The 18,568-nt window shown below is 38.4% G+C and carries 12 protein-coding genes; 1 reads left to right on the forward strand and 11 read right to left on the reverse strand.

Features of this window, described 5'->3' with window-relative positions; translation table 11 throughout:
• Positions 1–9 precede the first annotated feature (9 nt).
• The 7 genes from OIU26_RS10575 to OIU26_RS10605 all read right to left on the reverse strand — a co-directional run bounded on the left by OIU26_RS10575 (position 10) and on the right by OIU26_RS10605 (position 9,897).
• Positions 10–738, reverse strand: coding sequence for a sugar phosphate nucleotidyltransferase (locus OIU26_RS10575; RefSeq protein ID WP_264216802.1), 729 nt, complete (start codon positions 736–738; stop codon positions 10–12).
• Between the two features lie 27 nt (positions 739–765).
• Positions 766–1,884, reverse strand: coding sequence for a hypothetical protein (locus OIU26_RS10580; protein WP_264216803.1), 1,119 nt, complete (start codon positions 1,882–1,884; stop codon positions 766–768).
• Positions 1,885–1,952: 68 nt separating this feature from the next.
• The gene (locus tag OIU26_RS10585) at positions 1,953–5,789 is read right to left on the reverse strand and encodes a glycosyltransferase (RefSeq protein WP_264217113.1); all 3,837 of its coding nucleotides are present in this window, start codon (positions 5,787–5,789) and stop codon (positions 1,953–1,955) included.
• A gap of 39 nt (positions 5,790–5,828) precedes the next feature.
• On the reverse strand, positions 5,829–6,242 hold the full coding sequence (locus OIU26_RS10590) for an adenylyltransferase/cytidyltransferase family protein (protein ID WP_264216804.1): 414 nt from the start codon (positions 6,240–6,242) through the stop codon (positions 5,829–5,831).
• Positions 6,239–7,777, reverse strand: a complete 1,539-nt coding sequence (gene asnB, locus OIU26_RS10595) for an asparagine synthase (glutamine-hydrolyzing) (protein WP_436449124.1) — start codon at positions 7,775–7,777, stop codon at positions 6,239–6,241. Before asnB ends, OIU26_RS10590 begins: the two co-directional genes overlap by 4 nt.
• A gap of 13 nt (positions 7,778–7,790) precedes the next feature.
• Positions 7,791–9,098, reverse strand: coding sequence for an ABC transporter ATP-binding protein (locus tag OIU26_RS10600; RefSeq protein ID WP_264216806.1), 1,308 nt, complete (start codon positions 9,096–9,098; stop codon positions 7,791–7,793).
• Positions 9,099–9,108: 10 nt separating this feature from the next.
• Entirely contained in the window at positions 9,109–9,897 is a 789-nt protein-coding gene (locus OIU26_RS10605) for an ABC transporter permease (RefSeq protein WP_264216807.1), read from the reverse strand.
• A 150-nt stretch (positions 9,898–10,047) separates the two neighbouring features.
• On the opposite strand from OIU26_RS10605, the gene OIU26_RS10610 reads away from it, so the two are divergent.
• Positions 10,048–12,507 (forward strand): O-antigen ligase family protein, encoded by a 2,460-nt coding sequence (locus OIU26_RS10610; RefSeq protein WP_264216808.1) that lies wholly within the window; start codon positions 10,048–10,050, stop codon positions 12,505–12,507.
• 96 nt (positions 12,508–12,603) lie between these two features.
• Here OIU26_RS10610 and OIU26_RS10615 read toward each other — a convergent pair whose 3' ends face one another.
• The 4 genes from OIU26_RS10615 to galU form a co-directional block, all read right to left on the reverse strand.
• Positions 12,604–13,944, reverse strand: a complete 1,341-nt coding sequence (locus OIU26_RS10615) for a lanthionine synthetase C family protein (protein ID WP_264216809.1) — start codon at positions 13,942–13,944, stop codon at positions 12,604–12,606.
• Between the two features lie 3 nt (positions 13,945–13,947).
• A complete protein-coding gene (locus OIU26_RS10620; protein WP_264216810.1) occupies positions 13,948–17,160 on the reverse strand; it encodes a lantibiotic dehydratase in 3,213 nt (1,070 codons plus the stop codon).
• 74 nt (positions 17,161–17,234) lie between these two features.
• Positions 17,235–17,399, reverse strand: a complete 165-nt coding sequence (locus tag OIU26_RS10625) for an FDLD family class I lanthipeptide (protein ID WP_176715693.1) — start codon at positions 17,397–17,399, stop codon at positions 17,235–17,237.
• Positions 17,400–17,511: 112 nt separating this feature from the next.
• Complete coding sequence (galU, locus tag OIU26_RS10630; protein ID WP_264216811.1) at positions 17,512–18,390, reverse strand: UTP--glucose-1-phosphate uridylyltransferase GalU; 879 nt, start codon at positions 18,388–18,390, stop codon at positions 17,512–17,514.
• Positions 18,391–18,568: the final 178 nt, after the last annotated feature.

The following is an 18,568-nucleotide window of genomic DNA, read 5'->3' on the forward strand; positions in this document are numbered from 1 at the left end:
GCGATCATCCTAAGAAAAAAAGTCATAATCCATTTCACTTACTAATTTGTTAGCAAGCATCAATGAAGTATGTGTTCCCGCATCAGTCCACCAATTTTCTAAAATATCAAATGTAAGTTGGTTTCGTTGGATATAAGCGTTATTAACATCTGTGATTTCATATTCTCCTCTTGCTGAAGGGGTTAAGGTCTTGATAATATCGAACACTGAGTGGTTAAACATATAAATGCCCGTAACTGCATAATCACTTTTAGGGATCTTCGGCTTCTCCTCAATATTGATAATGTTATTTCCTTGTAATTCTGGTACTCCATAGCGATTAGCATCAGGCACTTTATGAAGTAGCAATTTCGCTCCTGATTCTTGAAGCTTGAATTTTTCAACGAACGAGGTTATATCATCTTTAAAAACATTGTCCCCCAAAATCACAACCATCTTGTCATTGCCAACAAAGTGCTCAGCTAAAAGCAAAGCCTGCGCAATTCCCCCAGCCTCATCTTGTACTTTATAAGTCAGCGTAACTCCAAGGTCGACCCCGCTTCCTAAGAGATTAACTACATCTCCCATATGTTCCTTTCCGGTAACGATCAAAATATCGTTTATGTTCGCCTTTTTGAGCTTGTCAATAGAGTAATAAATCATCGGATATTTACCAATTGGCAGCAAATGTTTGTTTGTAACTTTAGTAAGCGGGTACAATCTAGAGCCAGTTCCTCCAGCTAATATAATCCCTTTCATATCTAACTTCCTCCTATTGAAGCTCTTTTATAGCAGCTCCATAATGGTTTTTGCACGAGCTTCCCAATTGTTGTGGACTATGAAGTTTTCTAGTTGCTCCTGATCATAAAAAGGCTGTTGCAGGGTATCTATATCTGCTAAATATTCCCTCATCTCTTCTAAACTACGATATAGATAGACCCCTTTCTGATCTAATAGTTTAGTTTCTTCACTCTGCACAGCTAAAGTCACTTTATTCAGGCTAAGATACTCATAAACTTTTACTGGATTAATCGTATCGATTCTATCCGAATTCCTCAAAAAGGGGTATAAACAAACATCAAAAACATCAATAATCGCACCAATTTCTGATTTTGGAACAGGGCTATAGTACTTGATCCCACTATGCTGCTCAAAATTATAGTCCAGATTATTTCTTCCAACCAAACATACAACAAACTTTTCATCAAATTCTGTAATAGCCTTAACCGCTTCTACATCAAACCAGTGGTCAATCGCTCCTACATAGCCAAAAATATGGTAGCCCTCATGCTTTAATCGTCTCAAGTCACTAGCAACTAAGCTATTTACATTTATGTTTAGTATAGCTGTATCCACAGCATTTTTCACTAAATAAGATTGTTTATTCAATGATAGGGAATGCTTATGCAAATCATTGCTCGTAGAAATAACAAGATCCGCCTTGGCAAGTAATTCAAGTTCCCACTTTTTGAGTAACTTCTTCATCAATACATTGTTAGTTAGAAATACGTAGTCGTCCATGCGATCAAATACAATCTTCTTCTTATTTTGTTTAATAAGAGGATAAAAAACAGGACTCCCCAACCAAATGATATCTGCATTGGAAACTAAGTCTTTTAATTGTCTCTTTTCAAACCATTGATTCATATGGAATATGTCTATGCTTTCAAAGCTTCTAGGCAATCTCAGACTGCCTGAAGGCCTGAATATTTGAAGACTATCATTAATGGCTTGTTCTCTTTGTTTATAATCTGAGTTCTGCCTTGCAATACTATTAAGTATGCTAATGGATGGTTCTACAAAGGTGATGTGAACCCCTGGTATCATAGCAAGCTCTTCAGCCAAATGTTGCGGACGCTGTTTTAAATCATCCCAATAGATTGGAGAGAAATATAAAATTTTCAATTTAACCGCTCCATACTAATAAAGGCGCCCCTTATTTTATAAAAGAGGCGCCTTTAAAGTTTTATTAATTATCTATACGCTCCTGCCAACTGTCTTCGCGTATTCATATCATTTTCCTTCATTTGTATTAGCTCTTCATATGCTTCGATTGTGTACTGTTTATACAAGATATCAATCTCCACATCTCGATTTTTAGCCGGAGTCTTCTGCAAATGATCTAATTCAGCTTTAACAATTTCAAGGTGATTCTTATCTGCCTCAATATCCGATTCCATTGGCGCATACAGATCCTTTTGCAATTGGTAATTGGTTAAAATACTATTTCGCATTGTCTTTCTAACATGCTCAACCGTATATCGGGAGGTGTCCACATCATGAATGACTTTCATCTTCGGATTAAGACCAACCTTATAACCGATTTCTTTCATAGCAAAAGATACGACAATTTCTTCTCCTCCAGCGTAATTGTTTCCTTTACGCCCATAAGCGCTTCTAAAGCCACCAATTCGCATTAGCGCAGCATGTCTAACCGCAAAGTTGGCTCCATAAGGAAACTCCCATTGAAAATTAGAATCGATAATTTCTTCGCCTTCCACAATAAGCTGACTCCAGTATGCTTCAGTACCTGGTTTAACCACTTCGGGCCGTTCCTCATGTAAATTGAGTATAATATTCCCACCCATAACTCCGATATCGGGACGATCTGAGAAGCCTCTGACGGTCTCTTCAAGCAAGTCGGAGTTTGCGATAGCATCATCATCAATATAGAGTATGACTTCACCCTCTGCTCCAAACAAACCAACATTACGCGCAAAGGAAAGACCTTTTAATGGAGCCTCCATATACCGTAGGAAGGACTCGTCAATATTATAGGTTGTTCTGAACTCACGAACCAGATGATGAATCTCTTCATTCTGATAATCATTATTTACAACAATAATTTCATAGCTTGCTTTATCCAACGACTGTTCTATCACAGATTTAATCGCATTTGATAGTTTCTCACTCCGCTGGTATGTGCAAATAATAACGGATAATCCCTTTTTATAGACGGGTTCACTTTCAATTACCGCCTCAATGCGATATAAGTGATCGTTTTTAACCTTGGTATTTATAAGAGAGAACAGAACTTCCGTCTCCTGTGCAAAAAAGTCATAGTTGCTATCCGTCTCACCATTCATTTTATCCTTTATTTTTAGATCCCAAGGATAGTCAGCTACGAATGTATCTGCGGTATGCTCTGATTTATCTATAAGCAGTGCATACATAGATGATGAGGCATTAGAATCTATAAATTCAAAATTATGGACTTCGCCTGTTTTAATATATAAATAGCAAATAGGCGTTGCCAAGTTAAGACCAATAATTGTATTCAGTTCATCTCTTCCAACCACGGTATGACCTTTAGCCAGAATGTATTTCTTAAACTCACTAACTTCAGGAGCATCTCCCTCAATAATCCAAACTAATGGGGTCAGATAAAAATCTCTTCTAAAATCATCAAGTACCATGAGTTTATATCTGTTAGATGTGATGCCAAGTTCTTGATCTGAAGCGGTTAATGATTTATCATGCCAGCGATAATCATATATAGGCTCATCGAACGTCACATGTTTGAGCTCAAATAAGGAGTTCACTCTCATCCAGTAATCATAATCTTCAAGGGTATGCTTATAGCTAGAATAGTCGCCTAATAAGTGAGTTACCTTAGCCCTATACATAAAGGCCGCACCAATCGTATTGTTAGGATATACATTTAGCTCCAATGCGGACTTAGGTAGCATAACATTGCCACTGAACTGTGGTTCTTCATACCAGCCATGGTTGGAAATTACTTCGCCGTCCGAGTCAATTAACCTCATGTTCGCATATACCATACCAATATTTTCATCACGTTTAAGATCAGCGACCATCTTCTCCAAGAAATGTTCAGGGAGAATATTATCTGCACTGGTCCACGTATGATACTCACCCTTAGCAAGTTTAAAACCTCTCGATAATGTTCTTGGTATTTTACGATTTTCCTGATGGACTACCCTAATACGATGATCTGCTTTCGCATACGCATCAATAATTTCTGCCGTTTTATCTTTTGAACCATCGTTAATAATAATGAGTTCAAAATACTTATAAGATTGCTGCAGAATACTATCAATAGCTTTTGATACATAATCCTCACCGTTATATACAGGAAGGACAATCGATATAAGATCTTTCTCAAATGCAGTCTCAAACTTATCCAGTGCCAGAGAAAATGAATTGTCTTTAGCTACTTTATAATTATAAAATTTATACTCATACCAAGTTAATAACTGATTGTAATTCCCTTCATCTTTGCGCAGATCAACAGGCTGATCTCCTGCGTTAGCCCGTTTAAGCTTATGCGACACTTTAGATTTAATCTTTTTCAGCAAGATCGTAGTGCCATAGTTTTTCCATACTCTATATCCCTTAAGAACATATATCATTTTGGATTTGTGTAAAATATGTTTAAGTTTATTCGCCATTTTCCACCTTTTAGAGTTATAAATATTATGAAGCTCTGTGGACAGTCTTCCATTATATTCTTGCAACTCACTGAACTGGGTGTTCAGTTCATTATATTGACCAAATAATTGTCTATATTGATGATTTAAAATATCCAAGTTGTTTTTTTCATCATTGTAATCCTGTGTGAGTTGAAGATATTTTTGTTCTAATTCATCTTTCTTTTCAGACAGAGATTTAAAATCTGCTGACATGCTGCTTATTACATTTTCCTGATGGTCACGTGTTTGAATCAATGTGTTAATCTGATCCGTATGCTCAGCTATGCGTTGTTTTTGTTGTTCTATTTCTTGGCTTTGATTTTGATTATGAGTTTGTAATTCATTAAATTCATTTTTCAGGCGTGTATGCCCTGCTCTATAAGCATGATCTACGTCATCTTTTAAAAATCTATTAATTACATCCATACACTTATCTATCGTCTCTCTTCCTTTAACCGGAAACATCTCTAAAGTAAATTTCCTTCTTTGTTGTATTAGTTGTTCATCTAAGATTGCATTAAGTAAAGTTTGCTTAATATTGCCGTTATCACTCACAAAAGGAACAATGTTTTGCTGAACTATTTGTTCTTCCAAAGGTAAAATCCCCTCAAACGATTCTGTTTGAGGATGTTGAAATATTACAATTGGAGTGTCCGTAAACAGTGCGTCAAATATAGCCCCAGAGCCATCAGACAATATTACATCCGCTTCCTCTATTAAATTAACAAGAGAAGCCTTGTGATCAAGCACATCAGGAACATGAGACTTAACTAGACTAACCCGATCATGCTCCAAAAAAGAAGTGCCATGATGCAATTTCACCTTCACATTAAAGGTATCTGAAATCTCTTCAATATGGTTCATCACAAGCTCAATAGACGACTCATTCCCATACGTAGGCAAATAAAGCAAATTATATTTGTCTGTTTCACGCTTCATCCGTTGAAATTTAGCGTATTTGATCATTCCTACGATTTCAGTCTGAGTGTAGGCTGCCAGAACCGAGGAATCATATAGCCCATTACAAAAAATGAAATCGAAATTCCGACTCCATGTATCTAAATTCCAGTTTGGTTTAGCCATTCCATACTGATATCTGAACTTATAATCGGACTTAACTTCCAAATAATAGGGGAGGTAAGGATAGAAGGCTATTTTATATGTTTTGTCAGGTACAGCGCTTGTTAGAGTCACGTTTATACCGTTGTTCTTCAAGTAATGATAGGTATCTAAGGACATGTCTCCCCAATCATCTTCTTCAATGTGAGGGACATAAATATCACAAACGATCTGCTTTTTTTCACATTCCTCAATTAAAGGCTTAATCGTTTCATATAAAACAAGATTGTGAATGACAAAAGCTATAGATCTGTTCATATTCACTGTAAAACCTCTTCCTTTCAGGCAAAAATCCACTTATTTTCTTAATTTCAGTAATGTCTCATTCAGTAAAGTTGATGATGTACTCTTCGTATAGGGAAAATATATAATTTTCACTCCAACTTCCTCAAACTGCAACTCATACTGGTCCCAACGTTCATTTTGAAACCAATCATCACCAACGAACATTACGTCATACTTTAATTTTTGCCAAACCTCAAATTTATCCATTGAGTCCTGAGGAATTACAGTATCAACAAATTTGATATTTCTAACAATCTCAATTCGTTCCTCAAAAGGAATGACCGCTTTTTTGTACTTATATGAAACCAACTCATCTGTGGTCACACCCACAATGAGCTTGTCACAGAGTGACTTAGCATTTCTCAACAAATTCAAATGTCCAATATGAAATAAATCGAAGACTCCGGAAGTATAGCCGATAATCATAAGATTTCTCCTAACGTATTTAAATTGAAGTTAAACCATTTGTCGAATGTCGTCTTCCCTTCAATTTTTTCAGAAGATAGGACTCTTTCAAGTTGAACAGGAAAACCCACCTTTTTTCTGTTTACAATCTCTGCTGGGACGATATCTTTAAAAATTCTCTTGAGCGGAGCCTTAACAACCCCATCCTTCATCTTATACTGAGCGTCCACACCTGCAAGCCTTTCAATTAATCTGTAGTCCAAGAAAGGAGATCTTGCTTCTACCGAATTTAACATCGAGGCACTATCCAGCCTTTTAAGTAACCCTCGCAAATGGGCTTGTTGAAAAAATGCAGCTACGATTTTTTGAGGGGACTTTAACTTCATAAAAGGTGCCAATGCATCTTCTACAATCTCTAAATCATCTTCCGAGCCATAGGTATAGAGATCACTAAAGGCACGGATATCAAAGTCTGTGGTACTACTAGCCCATCTGAAAATACGATCATACCCGAAGAAAAGCTCATCAGCGCCTTCTCCACTTAATATGACTGTATTTTTAGCAGATGCTTGTTGTGTCATATGATACAGTAACACTTCGTTGGGCACAGACAGTGGCTCTTTTTTTACAACCACCAGCTCACGAGCTAATGCTAAAAATCGATCAGGATCAAACAATATCGGGTGATGAATAGTGTTGTATCTAGTTGCTGCGATTTCAGACCACTCGAACTCATTATAATCTTCAAAGCCAACAGTCCAAGTATGCTCTACTCCAGCAAGTGCAGTAATAATCGTGCTATCCAAGCCTCCACTTAGGTAACTCCCAATTTCAACATCTGCGATCTTGCGATACTCAACTGCAGAACGAATTAAAAACTCAAGTTCCTCATCAGAAGGCGGCTCTTTCTCTGAATAATCAAGTTCCCAATATTTAATAAATTCGCCATTCTCATAGTAATATCCTGGGGGGAATTCTTGTATTTCATTATAGACAGTCCGATTATTAAAGAAACATCTCATTTTTTTATATTGCCTTACAGCTGCTTGATCTAAAGAAACATTGTGAACTAATGGGAGCAATGGAGCAATTTCAGAACTAAAAATGTAATCTTCACCGTTCCTGTTGTAGTAAAGCGGTTTTACTCCCATACGATCTCTTGCTACAAAAAATGATTTTTGCTGGACGTCTAAAACAATAAAACTGAACATTCCATTAAGCCAATTCAACATTCGGGGACCATATTGAATGTAAAGCTTCAATAAAAGTTCAGTATCTGAGTTTGTTCTCATTTGAATTGAATATGCAGAAGCTAATTCTTTATAATTATAGATTTCTCCATTAAATATAATCGCATATCTTCCATCATCAGAAAAAAAAGGCTGATCACTTCTCTGATCCAGATCTAAAATACTTAACCTGTTGTGACCAAGCATAAAATTTTCATGCTGGTATACACAAAGTGGGGCCGTAGGCCCCCGATGTTTCATTATATTTAATGAATTAAGAAATGCTTCTTTATTAATAGCTACATTAGAAAACAAAATCCCACACATTTTATCACCAGCCTTAATTAATGACTTGCAAATCTATTGTATTATCTACAAATATTAAACCTGGTACGTAATTATTCTCTGGCTTAGGAACCTCAAAAACAGCTGCTATACTTACGCTATCCAAATAAAGAGGCTCAAACGGCTTAGGCTTCAAACCAATAGAAATGGTGTATTTACCACTTTCAGACAATAAATTACGGAAATTAAAGTTAACCTCAAGAATGCCTCCTGCTTGCATTTTCGGGACTAATTTTGCCTTGTTATAAATATTCATACCAAACACATCTACACCTGTGTGGTTTCTAACCATGTAGCCAATGGTTCCCTCGGAATCAATATCTTTATAATATTGTGCAAGCAGACGCAAAGTAACCATTTCGCCAAAAGGGACTTGGTTTACAACTTCTCCATTGACTAACAAATCTGCTCTTATAAAACGGGCATCTCCCGTTCCAGAGCGAAACTCATTGGCACGTTTTGCAAAAGCAGGGTCCTCTTCTAACAACAACAGCGTACTCTTTTTATCCGTTTCGGAATTCACAAATGTATCCAAAGATTGGACACGCTTCATATCTGCAATTTCCTGGTTAATAATATTTTCATAAATTTGTGCTACGCGCTTCACTGGACCAATCTCGACCATGTGTCCCTTATCAATAAGCAGTGCTGTATCACAAAAACTCTTAATGGTATCCATGGAATGAGAGACAAATAAAACTGTGCTCTTTTTGGAGAGCTCCTTCATTTTGGTGATACACTTAGCCTGAAAATAAATATCTCCAACAGATAAGGCCTCATCCACAATCAAAATGTCTGGATCAACATTGATGGCTACTGCAAAAGCTAATCGGGCAAACATACCGCTGGAGTACATTTTGACGGGTTGATTAATGAAGTCCCCAATATCCGCAAAGGATGTAATATCTTCTACCTTCTCATCCATTTCTGTTTTGCTATAGCCCATAAGCGTTCCATTTAAATAAATATTTTCCATTCCGGTTAAGTCTGGATTAAACCCAGCACCGAGTTCCAACAGAGCCGCAACTTTGCCATTCACCTTAATGCTTCCACTGGTAGGCGTAATTACGCCTGTAATCATTTTTAAAAGAGTAGATTTGCCCGAACCATTTTTACCGATAATACCAATCGCTTGTCCTTTTTTAATAGAAAAAGAAAGGTCACTTATGGCTTTGAAATCAGAATGATATTTCTTTTTAAAAGGATGAATAGCCTCTTTTAAACGTTCATTGGGATTATCATATATTTTATATATTTTAGTGACATTATTAACTTCTACAGCAACTGATTCTGTTTGAGTCATACTCTTCTCCTCACAATACATCAGCAAAATGAGATTTCATTTTTTTGAAAATTTTGATTCCTATCGTACCTGCGATGATCACAATAGCCCAAAAGTAGATCGTCATGGATGGATGCTCCCAGAACCATTTGTGATCAATAAAAGTATCACGATATCCTTCAACGATATAAAAAACAGGATTTAGTTTAAAGAAAAATTGATACTTATCCTCAACAATATTTAAATTCCAAAAGATCGGCGTAAGCCAAAAGAATAGCTGAATAAATACCGCAACAACTTGACCAACATCCTTTACAAAAACAACTAATGTCGCTGTTATGTAAGAAATGGACAAGGAAAGAAAAATCGTGGCTAATAAATAATAAAGTATTTGAATGTTATAAAGCGTAAATTCAACATTGTATATTTTAAACATAATGAAAAGAACAATGATAAAAAACACATGTACAAATAGAGCAGACAAAATTTTCACCATCGGCAGCAAACCTACTCGGAAAACAATCTTCTTTACCAAATAATTGTTTTCAATAATACTATTGGTTGCAGTTGCTAAGCTCTCAGAAAAGAATAACCATGGCACCATTCCTGTTAATAACCAAAGTATGAAAGGAGTATCTCCAATAGGTACATTTTTAAAACCAACCTGAAATACGACCCAATAAACAAGTATAGATACCATAGGATGTATAAAAGCCCAGAGTACCCCCATAAACGAACCAAGGTATCTAGATTTAATATCTTTTTTAGACAATTCCCAGAGTAACTTTAGATTTTTCGAAAAGTTTTGAGTTGAATTCATACGAGTATGTCACGACCTTAAACATGGTTTGGTAAGTCTCTTACAATACAACAGTGTAAAAAATTGGTATATTCTTTGTTGTGATATGGCTCTAACAGCTACGATATGCTAAAATGTTGACGTATCTACAAGAAAAGGAGATTGTAAACCTTGTCGAATCCAGTATACGGGAAACAGGCCAAAACGTCGACCCGTGACGATAAAAGGCCGGCTATGTTTTGGGTGTTAATTGTTGGCATGATTTTGTTTTTAGCTTGGGCCCCCTTCCAGGCGGCGCTTTTTAATGGTCAAATGCTCGACTTTGAGAAGCCTCTGTATTGGGCTTTGATCATCAGCACGATTCTATTGATTTTAGGAATCGTAACCTATTATAAAAAATTCAAGCTGGAAGAGCAAAGGGATTGGCTCGCTGTATTAGTACTACTGCTTCCCCTGACTTATGTGCTTTCACTGGCATCAGCAGCTTCACATTACCTGGCCATGAATATGGTGGTGGTACAGTGCATATATGCAGCCCTGTTTATCATCTCAATTTATCTACTCCAGGATCGCTTAGGTAATAAGATTATGCACAATCTGATTATGACTGTTGCTTATGTCATTGTAGGCTTTGGCTTTATTAACTGGTTCGGACAGTGGGTACTAGCCGGCAAGCTGGTAGGCTGGCTTAGCCAATATGTGTATCATGACCGTTATACCAATGCAGTCATGACAGATACGAATGGGCTCCGGTTGACATCAGTGTTTCAATATGCGAATACATATGCCGCCTTTCTAATGGCTTTCCTATTCGCTGCCGTATTTTGTTTAATGAAATCAAAATCATGGTATGGCAAGGCTACTCATGGTTTCATGTTGGTGCCCATTTTGGTCTCGCTGTTTCTGACCTTGTCACGGGGCGGTCTGGTTATGTTGCCAGTCGTTTTCGTGCTGCTCTTGCTTTTCCTTAAACCTGCACGCCAAATTATATGGATTTTGCATTGCGCCATTGCTGGTATAGCGTCAATATCTATCTTGGCGCCGATTACAAATATGGGATTACAACTCAATAAGACCTACAACGGCGGAGAGGCTGCCAAGGCTTGGGGCATACTTATTGGAATCTCCCTTGCTGTCGCTGTTGTACTGTGGCTTGTTGAACGGTATCTGGCACCAAAGCTGGAGAATGCACTCAAAGGGTGGACTTCCCGCAAGTTATCCAACCTGTGGCTACCTGTCGGATCAGTTGTGGTGATTGGCTTGCTGGCTTTTCTGTTTATTGGAACTGGCCTGCGCAGCGTACTGCCAGAAAACGTCCAGGTCCGGTTTGAAAATATCAATTTCCGACAGCATAGTGTGCTGGAGCGGCTTGTATTCTATCAGGATGCTGCCAAATCGATTAAAGATCACCCTATTATCGGAAGCGGCGGTGGTGGTTGGGCAACTTTATACGAGAAATATCAAGATTATCCTTATACAAGCCGTCAGGCCCATAACTTTTTCATGCAGTATTTAGTTGAAGTAGGCATTCTCGGTTTCGTAATTTTCATGTCATTTATCTTATATATTTTCTATAAATATATCCGCAACTATATTAGACAAAATGATGAAGAACGGGATTCTCACTTCCTATATCTCATTTTAGCACTCTCGATCTTGCTTCATAGCTTGCTAGATTTTAATCTGAGTTACGTGTTCATGGGCATACTGGTATTTGTGAGTCTCGGTGGTATGGCCGCTGCTATGGACAGCAAGCCACTTAAACGCCTGTCTATGAATGCTTCCGGATTCCGAATCATGTATAGTACCATCATTGGCGTTCTAAGCATCGTGGTGCTTTTTTCAGGCCTTCGCTTCGTGCAATCGGCCAATGCTGCCACATATGCCAAACAGGTTATGACGGTAAGTACATCATTTGAAGAAATTCAAAGTGCTATTAATAAAGATCTGGAGCTTCGCCCTACACATCCGGATTCTGTTATAAGATTAGCTGCACTGTACAAGAGTGTGTATGATCAAACGAAAAAAGAGGAATTTTATAACGCTGCAATAGAGGTACTTAATACGGGCCTGAAGGCAGAACCGTATAATAAAATCATGTATAACTCCAAAGTTAACCTTTTAAAAGCAAAAGGTGAGAATGAGCAAGCTTTCAGTATTTTGGAAAATAACATTTCCAACTTTAATTGGGACAATGACTGGTACAATATGTTGATTACCCAAGCTTACACCATTGGTAATAAGGCACGTGAGCAAAAAGACACCGCCAAAGAACAGAAGTATTTCCATGCAGGTCTTGCTGCTTATCAGAAGGTTCTGGATGGGGTAGCTCATATTAAGACGGTTCCACCTGAAATTGAGTTGACACGTACTTTTGAAGTAACTCCAGGTATTGCGCTCAGTACTGGTAAAATAGAGTTCATGTCAGGTAAGCCTGCTGAGGCTGCAAGCATCCTCATAAGCGGCTTGAAAGACGACCTGAGTGATGCTACAAATCGTGAGGTCGCTCGCTATTATATCGTCGCTCTGCAACAGCAGGGACAAGATGACAAAGCTTTGTACGATAAGCTGATTAAGGCTGATCCGAAGGAAAAAGAGCAAATTGCTCAGTTGAAAGCCTTAAAGCTCTAGGTATAAAATACAAAAATGCACCCACCAAAAAAGGAACGCAGAAGTTTTTCACTTCTGGCGTTCCTTCTTCTATATCCTAAGTTTTACTTCCTTCCGCTATGTGATTAATAAGCTTCTTCCCCAAATACTTTCCTCGGACTCTAGAGTATCTAGTAAAGTCATAACAATGCCTGCAACCCCATCCAATACGCCCACGAAATCCAAATGTTTGACCGATTGAGTATCCTTTACGATATCCCAAAAACCGAATGCTGCCCCTCTATCGAACATGTTAACGACTTCTAAAAGCAAGCCCTGAGCATAATCACGCAACTCGGCATCTCCCGTATCCAGATACATCTGATGCGTGAGCTTTATTAATCCAGAATATCCATGACATACCGATGGAGAATATATGCTCCAACGTTCACGGGGACGTGCGTATATGGATTTGAAAGCATCCACAGCGAGCGCCTCTAATTTTTCGTTCTCCAGAGCCCTCCCTGCTAGCCATAAGCTCCTGGCAACCCCTGGAGTTCCATAACACCAGGCTTCACGTTCTGTTTCATCGGAAATAATTCCATTCATATATTCTCTATAGCTTATATTATTGGGCCAATACCACCCAAAATCATTCTGTTGCTTCCAATGACTCAACCATGAACCGAAGCGTTCTATTGCCTCTTTATGTCCTGACACTCTCACATCGTGATGCCAAGCTATTGATAGTAATGCCAACGGTCCAGGAATTCCATGAGCCAACCCCATGTTAAAGTATCCTTCAGGATACCTCTGCTGCTCATGTGGGGGCAGATTGTGAACGGGGATATACCAGCCTGGTAGAACTTCACCATTCCAAGCCCTCTCTTCACTTAACATGACAAGATATTCAAGAACATCTTTAAGGAGATCTCTCATCTCAGGCACATCTTTGAACAATAACAGGTATCTACCTATCCCACTCCATCCCGAAATAACATCATAGTCATGAAAAATGACTCCCGTTTTTAGATTATTTCTTGAACTTTCCAACAGAGCAGCACCATAACGAAGGATTAAATGATTGATCTGTTCAATAAAACTTCGGTATTTGCGCAGATTGTCAGACAGTGCGTAGGCCGTAAATCCAATACCCGATAGCCCGCTCCACAGCGATAAAGATATGTTTTCCTTCAGCTTGAGTGCTTCTCTTGTATTCACAAGATACTGATGTGCGTATCGGGTAAACGTCTCCTCGCGGAATACAGTACCCAGCCTTCCGTATAGTAGACTCACCGCTGGATAGCCACTCGCAAGACTAATCTCATCCCATTTGTAATCCAATTGTAAATCTGTTCGATTCGAATCCGATGAGCACATTGCCGTTACGTAATCCGAATCTGCCAATCTTCTTCCAACCTCATGTACAATCTCCAAAATAGTCTGACGCAAATCTTCTGATATTCCCGTTATAATCATGCCTCAGCACTCCTTATAATTCATTCGCTTTGTATACTTCTGAGCATGGTTTAGATGATAAAGAGCGTGGCTTAATAGTGACATTATTTTCGCCTCCTTCATTCGATCCGTGCCTAGTAATCTGTTCAGATGCATGTGAATAAAACTTTCCATAATATCCAATAAAGGTCCGTCCCAGCATGTTTCCTTTTTTTTCTGAAAGAACCTCTCCTTATATTGTTTCAGTTTTTCCCTTCGAGGTTGAAAGCGTTCTATCATAAACTCACCATAATTACAAGCTCTCAATGAACTCCATCGATCGGAAACATCGCATATCGACATATACCATGTACGATTCTTTTGGAACTCTTTGATATGATGGTTATGCCACTCTTTCTGTTGGGACCATTCAACCTGCTTAGCTAGTGAAGGCATCCACTGATTTAACATATCAATCACACTAATCAATGCAATGTCTTCTAATGGCATATTCCATTTTTTGTTGTAGTGCAAATAAATGAATTCAGAAGCGAGCTTGGAATCTGCAGCAAAAACTTCCTCAGCCATTTGAATGAAGCTTCCCCCTCCATATCTTTCCACCTCTTGCTCGTATGTATCATACACAAGTTGGTTTAGCAGTCCTTCCTTCTTAAGCTTGTTCGCCCACGTCTGAATAGCAGGAATCAGTTGTGCACATAACATCGCTGCATCCCCATGAAATCTCACTCGTACATGATCATCAGGATCTTTATATCGAATAATAAAATGTTGATCGACTATTTTTTGTTTTTCTGCCAGTTCACAAAAAGGTCTGAGGTAATTTCCAATAAACTCCTCCTCCCGTTCAGACATACCATATAATTTAACGTACAGCCATTCACTGCCTGGAAAATAAACATCCATCGAACGGGTACTGATAGGGTTTTGCATCATATCTGGTTGAATAAGGTCCTTTGATCTCGATTGGCCTACTTTATTCGTTTTCACCAAAGGAATGACATACTCTGCAATGTGGTGTCCTTTCGTGGACTCTCCCCATACTTCACTCCACTCAAAACCGCATTCAGTCAACCATATGGAGGCTGAATCTGTAAGCTTTTGATATTTATCATATAGTTCGGATATGCAAAAATCATGTGTAGTGTCAATTAACAATCTGTTATCTGCAATAGTTATATACACGTATCTCGGAATACTCCATTCTTTTTTCAGCCTTTCAAATGCATTGCGCCAATCACTCTTGGTATGACAATTCTGGAAAGCCTTCATATCTGCATTTAAAGACCACGACGCTAATGACAGAATGGTATTGCCGTATCTTATGCGGGGAAGAAAAGGCAACTCTGATAAGTGATTCCCCCACTGAAACATTGAAACATTCCTCTGTCCTTCCTGCTCCATTTCACGCAAAAATCGATAAACATTCGGCGCTTTGTAGTAATTCAACATATTTGTGGCTACCGGGATTACCCTTTTATTCAAAGAGCGTGACATTAGATAAAAAGAGTCGTGGGTACAACCTACATATAAATCGGCTAAAGAAATAGTAGACGCACGGTCATCTGTATAATCATTGGTCCCAAGGATAATCTGATGAGAACAGGAACGATTCGTTATCACAACGTTGGAATGTCTACTATTAATCGTAAGATAGATAAGCTCCGCAAAAATCACATTTGGATTTTGATCTGACTGTATTTTATAAATACTGGAGATTTGTTTTTGTGCAGAACCATCTAGAATCGGACCGAATCTCCCAAATGTTTTACCTGCACCTGTGCCGCCTGAATTGGGGTTAACAATCAATTTATAGTCCCCACCTTCGAGAGCGGTGGCATCCGAAGTGGCGACGGTAACGTACATCTCCAGTGATGGTGGAGGAGAAAGCTCCGAAGGGACACATTCTATTTTTCTGATTTTTTCATCTGTAAGCTCAATTTCGATACTACCTTGTTTGATCGCTTCTGCAACCCAGCGTGCTAAATGTTTATCTCTGTCTGCATTCGCAGCAGACTTTTCCCAGCTACGTTTGCTCATAGGATATTTATAATCAGGAGGGGCTCCTAATCCCATATCTTCATCCAACAGTTCTAACAAGGGAATCTGACGATGTACTCCGTACTTCTCAATAAAGGCGCCTCGATAGGTCGCAAGATGCGGATTGCATACATTATTCGATAGTCTCCATAAGACTTCGGCCGCTACAGCGACCTCTTCCGCTATTTCGTGACTTAAAGTCGCGTTTGTTATAGCTGTTTCCATGTCAATTTGGAGCGGATCTTTGCTGGGGAACATTTCATTGATGCTGCTGCATATGTTCGTATATAGCTCTTCCCCCTCACCTACAGAGGTTTGATTATATTGCTGAATGTAGTTATAAATGTTCTGAATTGAGGCTTTGAGATCGTCTATGCCTGTCATGGATGCGAGTTGCCCTTTTATATATTCAAATGGCAATTCAGAATTACGTATGGATAAGGGGGGTCTTAAATTACTTATTAAAAACTCTTGCTCTACTAACTTCAATAACAAACCAAATAGTTGCTCTTGATTTATAGTCGGGAACTCTTCTTTCATCTTGTCCATTAGCTTTAAGATAGGAACGGGCTGTTTCGCGCAGTGAATAACATAGTCTACAAATTTAGAAGTTCGGATTGAGCTACTTTTCATTTCATCAGAGGAATCAAACTGATCTATATAATTGAGATAAGGTAACTTCACACGTGAGCCGGAAGTATAGAGGATCGAGTTCGTACGAACTTCGACTTGTTCAACGACGTGCCTTATACGTTCCAAACCCTTTACAAGATCCATTAACCATTGCATATCTGGGCGTGCTATTTTTCGATGAAAGCTCAAGTCTCCTATTACCAGCCTGCTTTCACTTTCAAAAGAACCCATGGCAACTCCAGCAAAAACACCGTAAGGGGTAGCGCGTGTTGAAAGCCTAATCATATAATGAGCTATTGCTTTGATAATTTTATCTGCTTTCTTTGAATTTGAATTGTCCAGTATTTGATTAACAGAGTGCATTAATGAGGGGCTGGCAATTAAAAGCGCTTCGCAGACAATTGGCTCTTTTACCATATGAAGCAACTTGTTACGTAAATTTTCATATGAAGGCTGATAAAATAGTTCATTGTACACCTCTACAGGCAACAACGGAATTCTAACCAAAAAAAAATCTAACGTTCTAAACAAATTCCTATTTTCATTCCTGTGTCTTATACCCTTCATAGCTAGTAGCCCTCCTTCTTTACATAAGAAAACCCCAGATATACAAAGCATATCTGGGGTTAGTTTTAACACAATTAACAGCAGTTACAAGTTACATAAGTATCGTAGCAAGCAGAGACAGCACAAGTAACAGTACCAGTACATGCCATAGTAACCGGTTCAGATGAGAAAGCATTAACCTGTAAGTCCAAATCAAGAGTGTCTTCTTGTTCCAAAACGAATAGTTCTAAAGAGTTCATCTTTGTTCCTCCTTCGATAGAATAAGAGATTATTTGGAATATTACTCTCTCATTTTAAAAGAAGAACTAAAAAATCCAAAACTTCTTTTTATCGCATACAATTACAATTTTGTTACATTTTATCAATATCTTCAATAACCTGTCTCATATAAGCCAGTACTTCATCCTTGATTTCGTTATGCTGTAGAGCATAATGAATGGTCGTTTCAATGAATCCCAGCTTCTCGCCAACGTCATGGCGATTGCCATCAAATTCGTAAGCCAGAATAGGGTTCTTTTCTCCCAGTTTGGACAATGCATCCGTTAACTGAATCTCCCCGCCTACTCCTGCGGATTGCTGACCCAGGATATCGAAAATATCAGGTGTCAAGATATAACGTCCCATGATCGCCAAATTGGATTTAGCTTCTTCCTTCTTTGGCTTTTCTACCAATCGTTCCGCCTCAGAGATTTTGGAGGTAAGTGCGTGGCCTTCAACAATCCCGTAACGATGTACCTCGTTCCAATCGACTTGTTTTACACCTACAATAGAACGCTGATACTCATCAAACACGTCAATCATCTGTTTAAGACATGGATTCTCAGACTCAACGATGTCATCACCCAAAAGGACAGCAAAAGGTTCATCACCAATAAACTTACGTGCACACCAGATGGCATGTCCCAACCCTTTAGGCTCCTTTTGACGGATATAGTGGATATCTGCCATCTCTGATGGTTTGCGCACTTCATTGAGCAGGTTCCATTTTTCCTTTGAGGTCAAATTATGCTCCAGCTCGAAGGAGTAGTCAAAATGATCCTCTATCGCTCTTTTGCCTTTACCAGTAACGATAATAATATCTTCAATACCAGATGCAACAGCTTCTTCAATGATATATTGAATTGTTGGTTTGTCTACAATGGGAAGCATCTCTTTAGGCATCGCTTTCGTCGCAGGAAGGAACCGGGTTCCTAATCCCGCAGCAGGAATAATTGCTTTACGGATTTTCATAGGTAAAACTCCTTTTCGACAAATCTTACTAAATTATTCAATAGTTTGAGTAACGTTTGGAAATTGCTAATAGTTTATTATAGCACTTAGTCATCGCATTGTTATATAATTTAAGTAAACCATATTATAGACTAAAAAAGATAGAAATTTGAGTACCAGATAAGCCAAAATTTGAGGA

This window comes from Paenibacillus sp. BT-177 (assembly GCF_025846815.2).
GTDB lineage: Bacteria > Bacillota > Bacilli > Paenibacillales > Paenibacillaceae > Paenibacillus > Paenibacillus polymyxa_C.

Excerpts from the sequence above, each read along its gene's own strand:
- OIU26_RS10585 (WP_264217113.1), bottom strand. The coding sequence starts at position 5,789 with ATGAACAGATCTATAGCTTTTGTCATTCACAATCTTGTTTTATATGAA.
- OIU26_RS10615 (WP_264216809.1), bottom strand. The coding sequence starts at position 13,944 with ATGATTATAACGGGAATATCAGAAGATTTGCGTCAGACTATTTTGGAG.
- OIU26_RS10600 (WP_264216806.1), bottom strand. The coding sequence starts at position 9,098 with ATGACTCAAACAGAATCAGTTGCTGTAGAAGTTAATAATGTCACTAAA.
- OIU26_RS10590 (WP_264216804.1), bottom strand. The coding sequence starts at position 6,242 with ATGATTATCGGCTATACTTCCGGAGTCTTCGATTTATTTCATATTGGA.
- OIU26_RS10605 (WP_264216807.1), bottom strand. The coding sequence starts at position 9,897 with ATGAATTCAACTCAAAACTTTTCGAAAAATCTAAAGTTACTCTGGGAA.
- galU (WP_264216811.1), bottom strand. The coding sequence starts at position 18,390 with ATGAAAATCCGTAAAGCAATTATTCCTGCTGCGGGATTAGGAACCCGG.
- OIU26_RS10625 (WP_176715693.1), bottom strand. The coding sequence starts at position 17,399 with ATGAACTCTTTAGAACTATTCGTTTTGGAACAAGAAGACACTCTTGAT.
- asnB (WP_436449124.1), bottom strand. The coding sequence starts at position 7,777 with ATGTGTGGGATTTTGTTTTCTAATGTAGCTATTAATAAAGAAGCATTT.
- OIU26_RS10575 (WP_264216802.1), bottom strand. The coding sequence starts at position 738 with ATGAAAGGGATTATATTAGCTGGAGGAACTGGCTCTAGATTGTACCCG.
- OIU26_RS10620 (WP_264216810.1), bottom strand. The coding sequence starts at position 17,160 with ATGAAGGGTATAAGACACAGGAATGAAAATAGGAATTTGTTTAGAACG.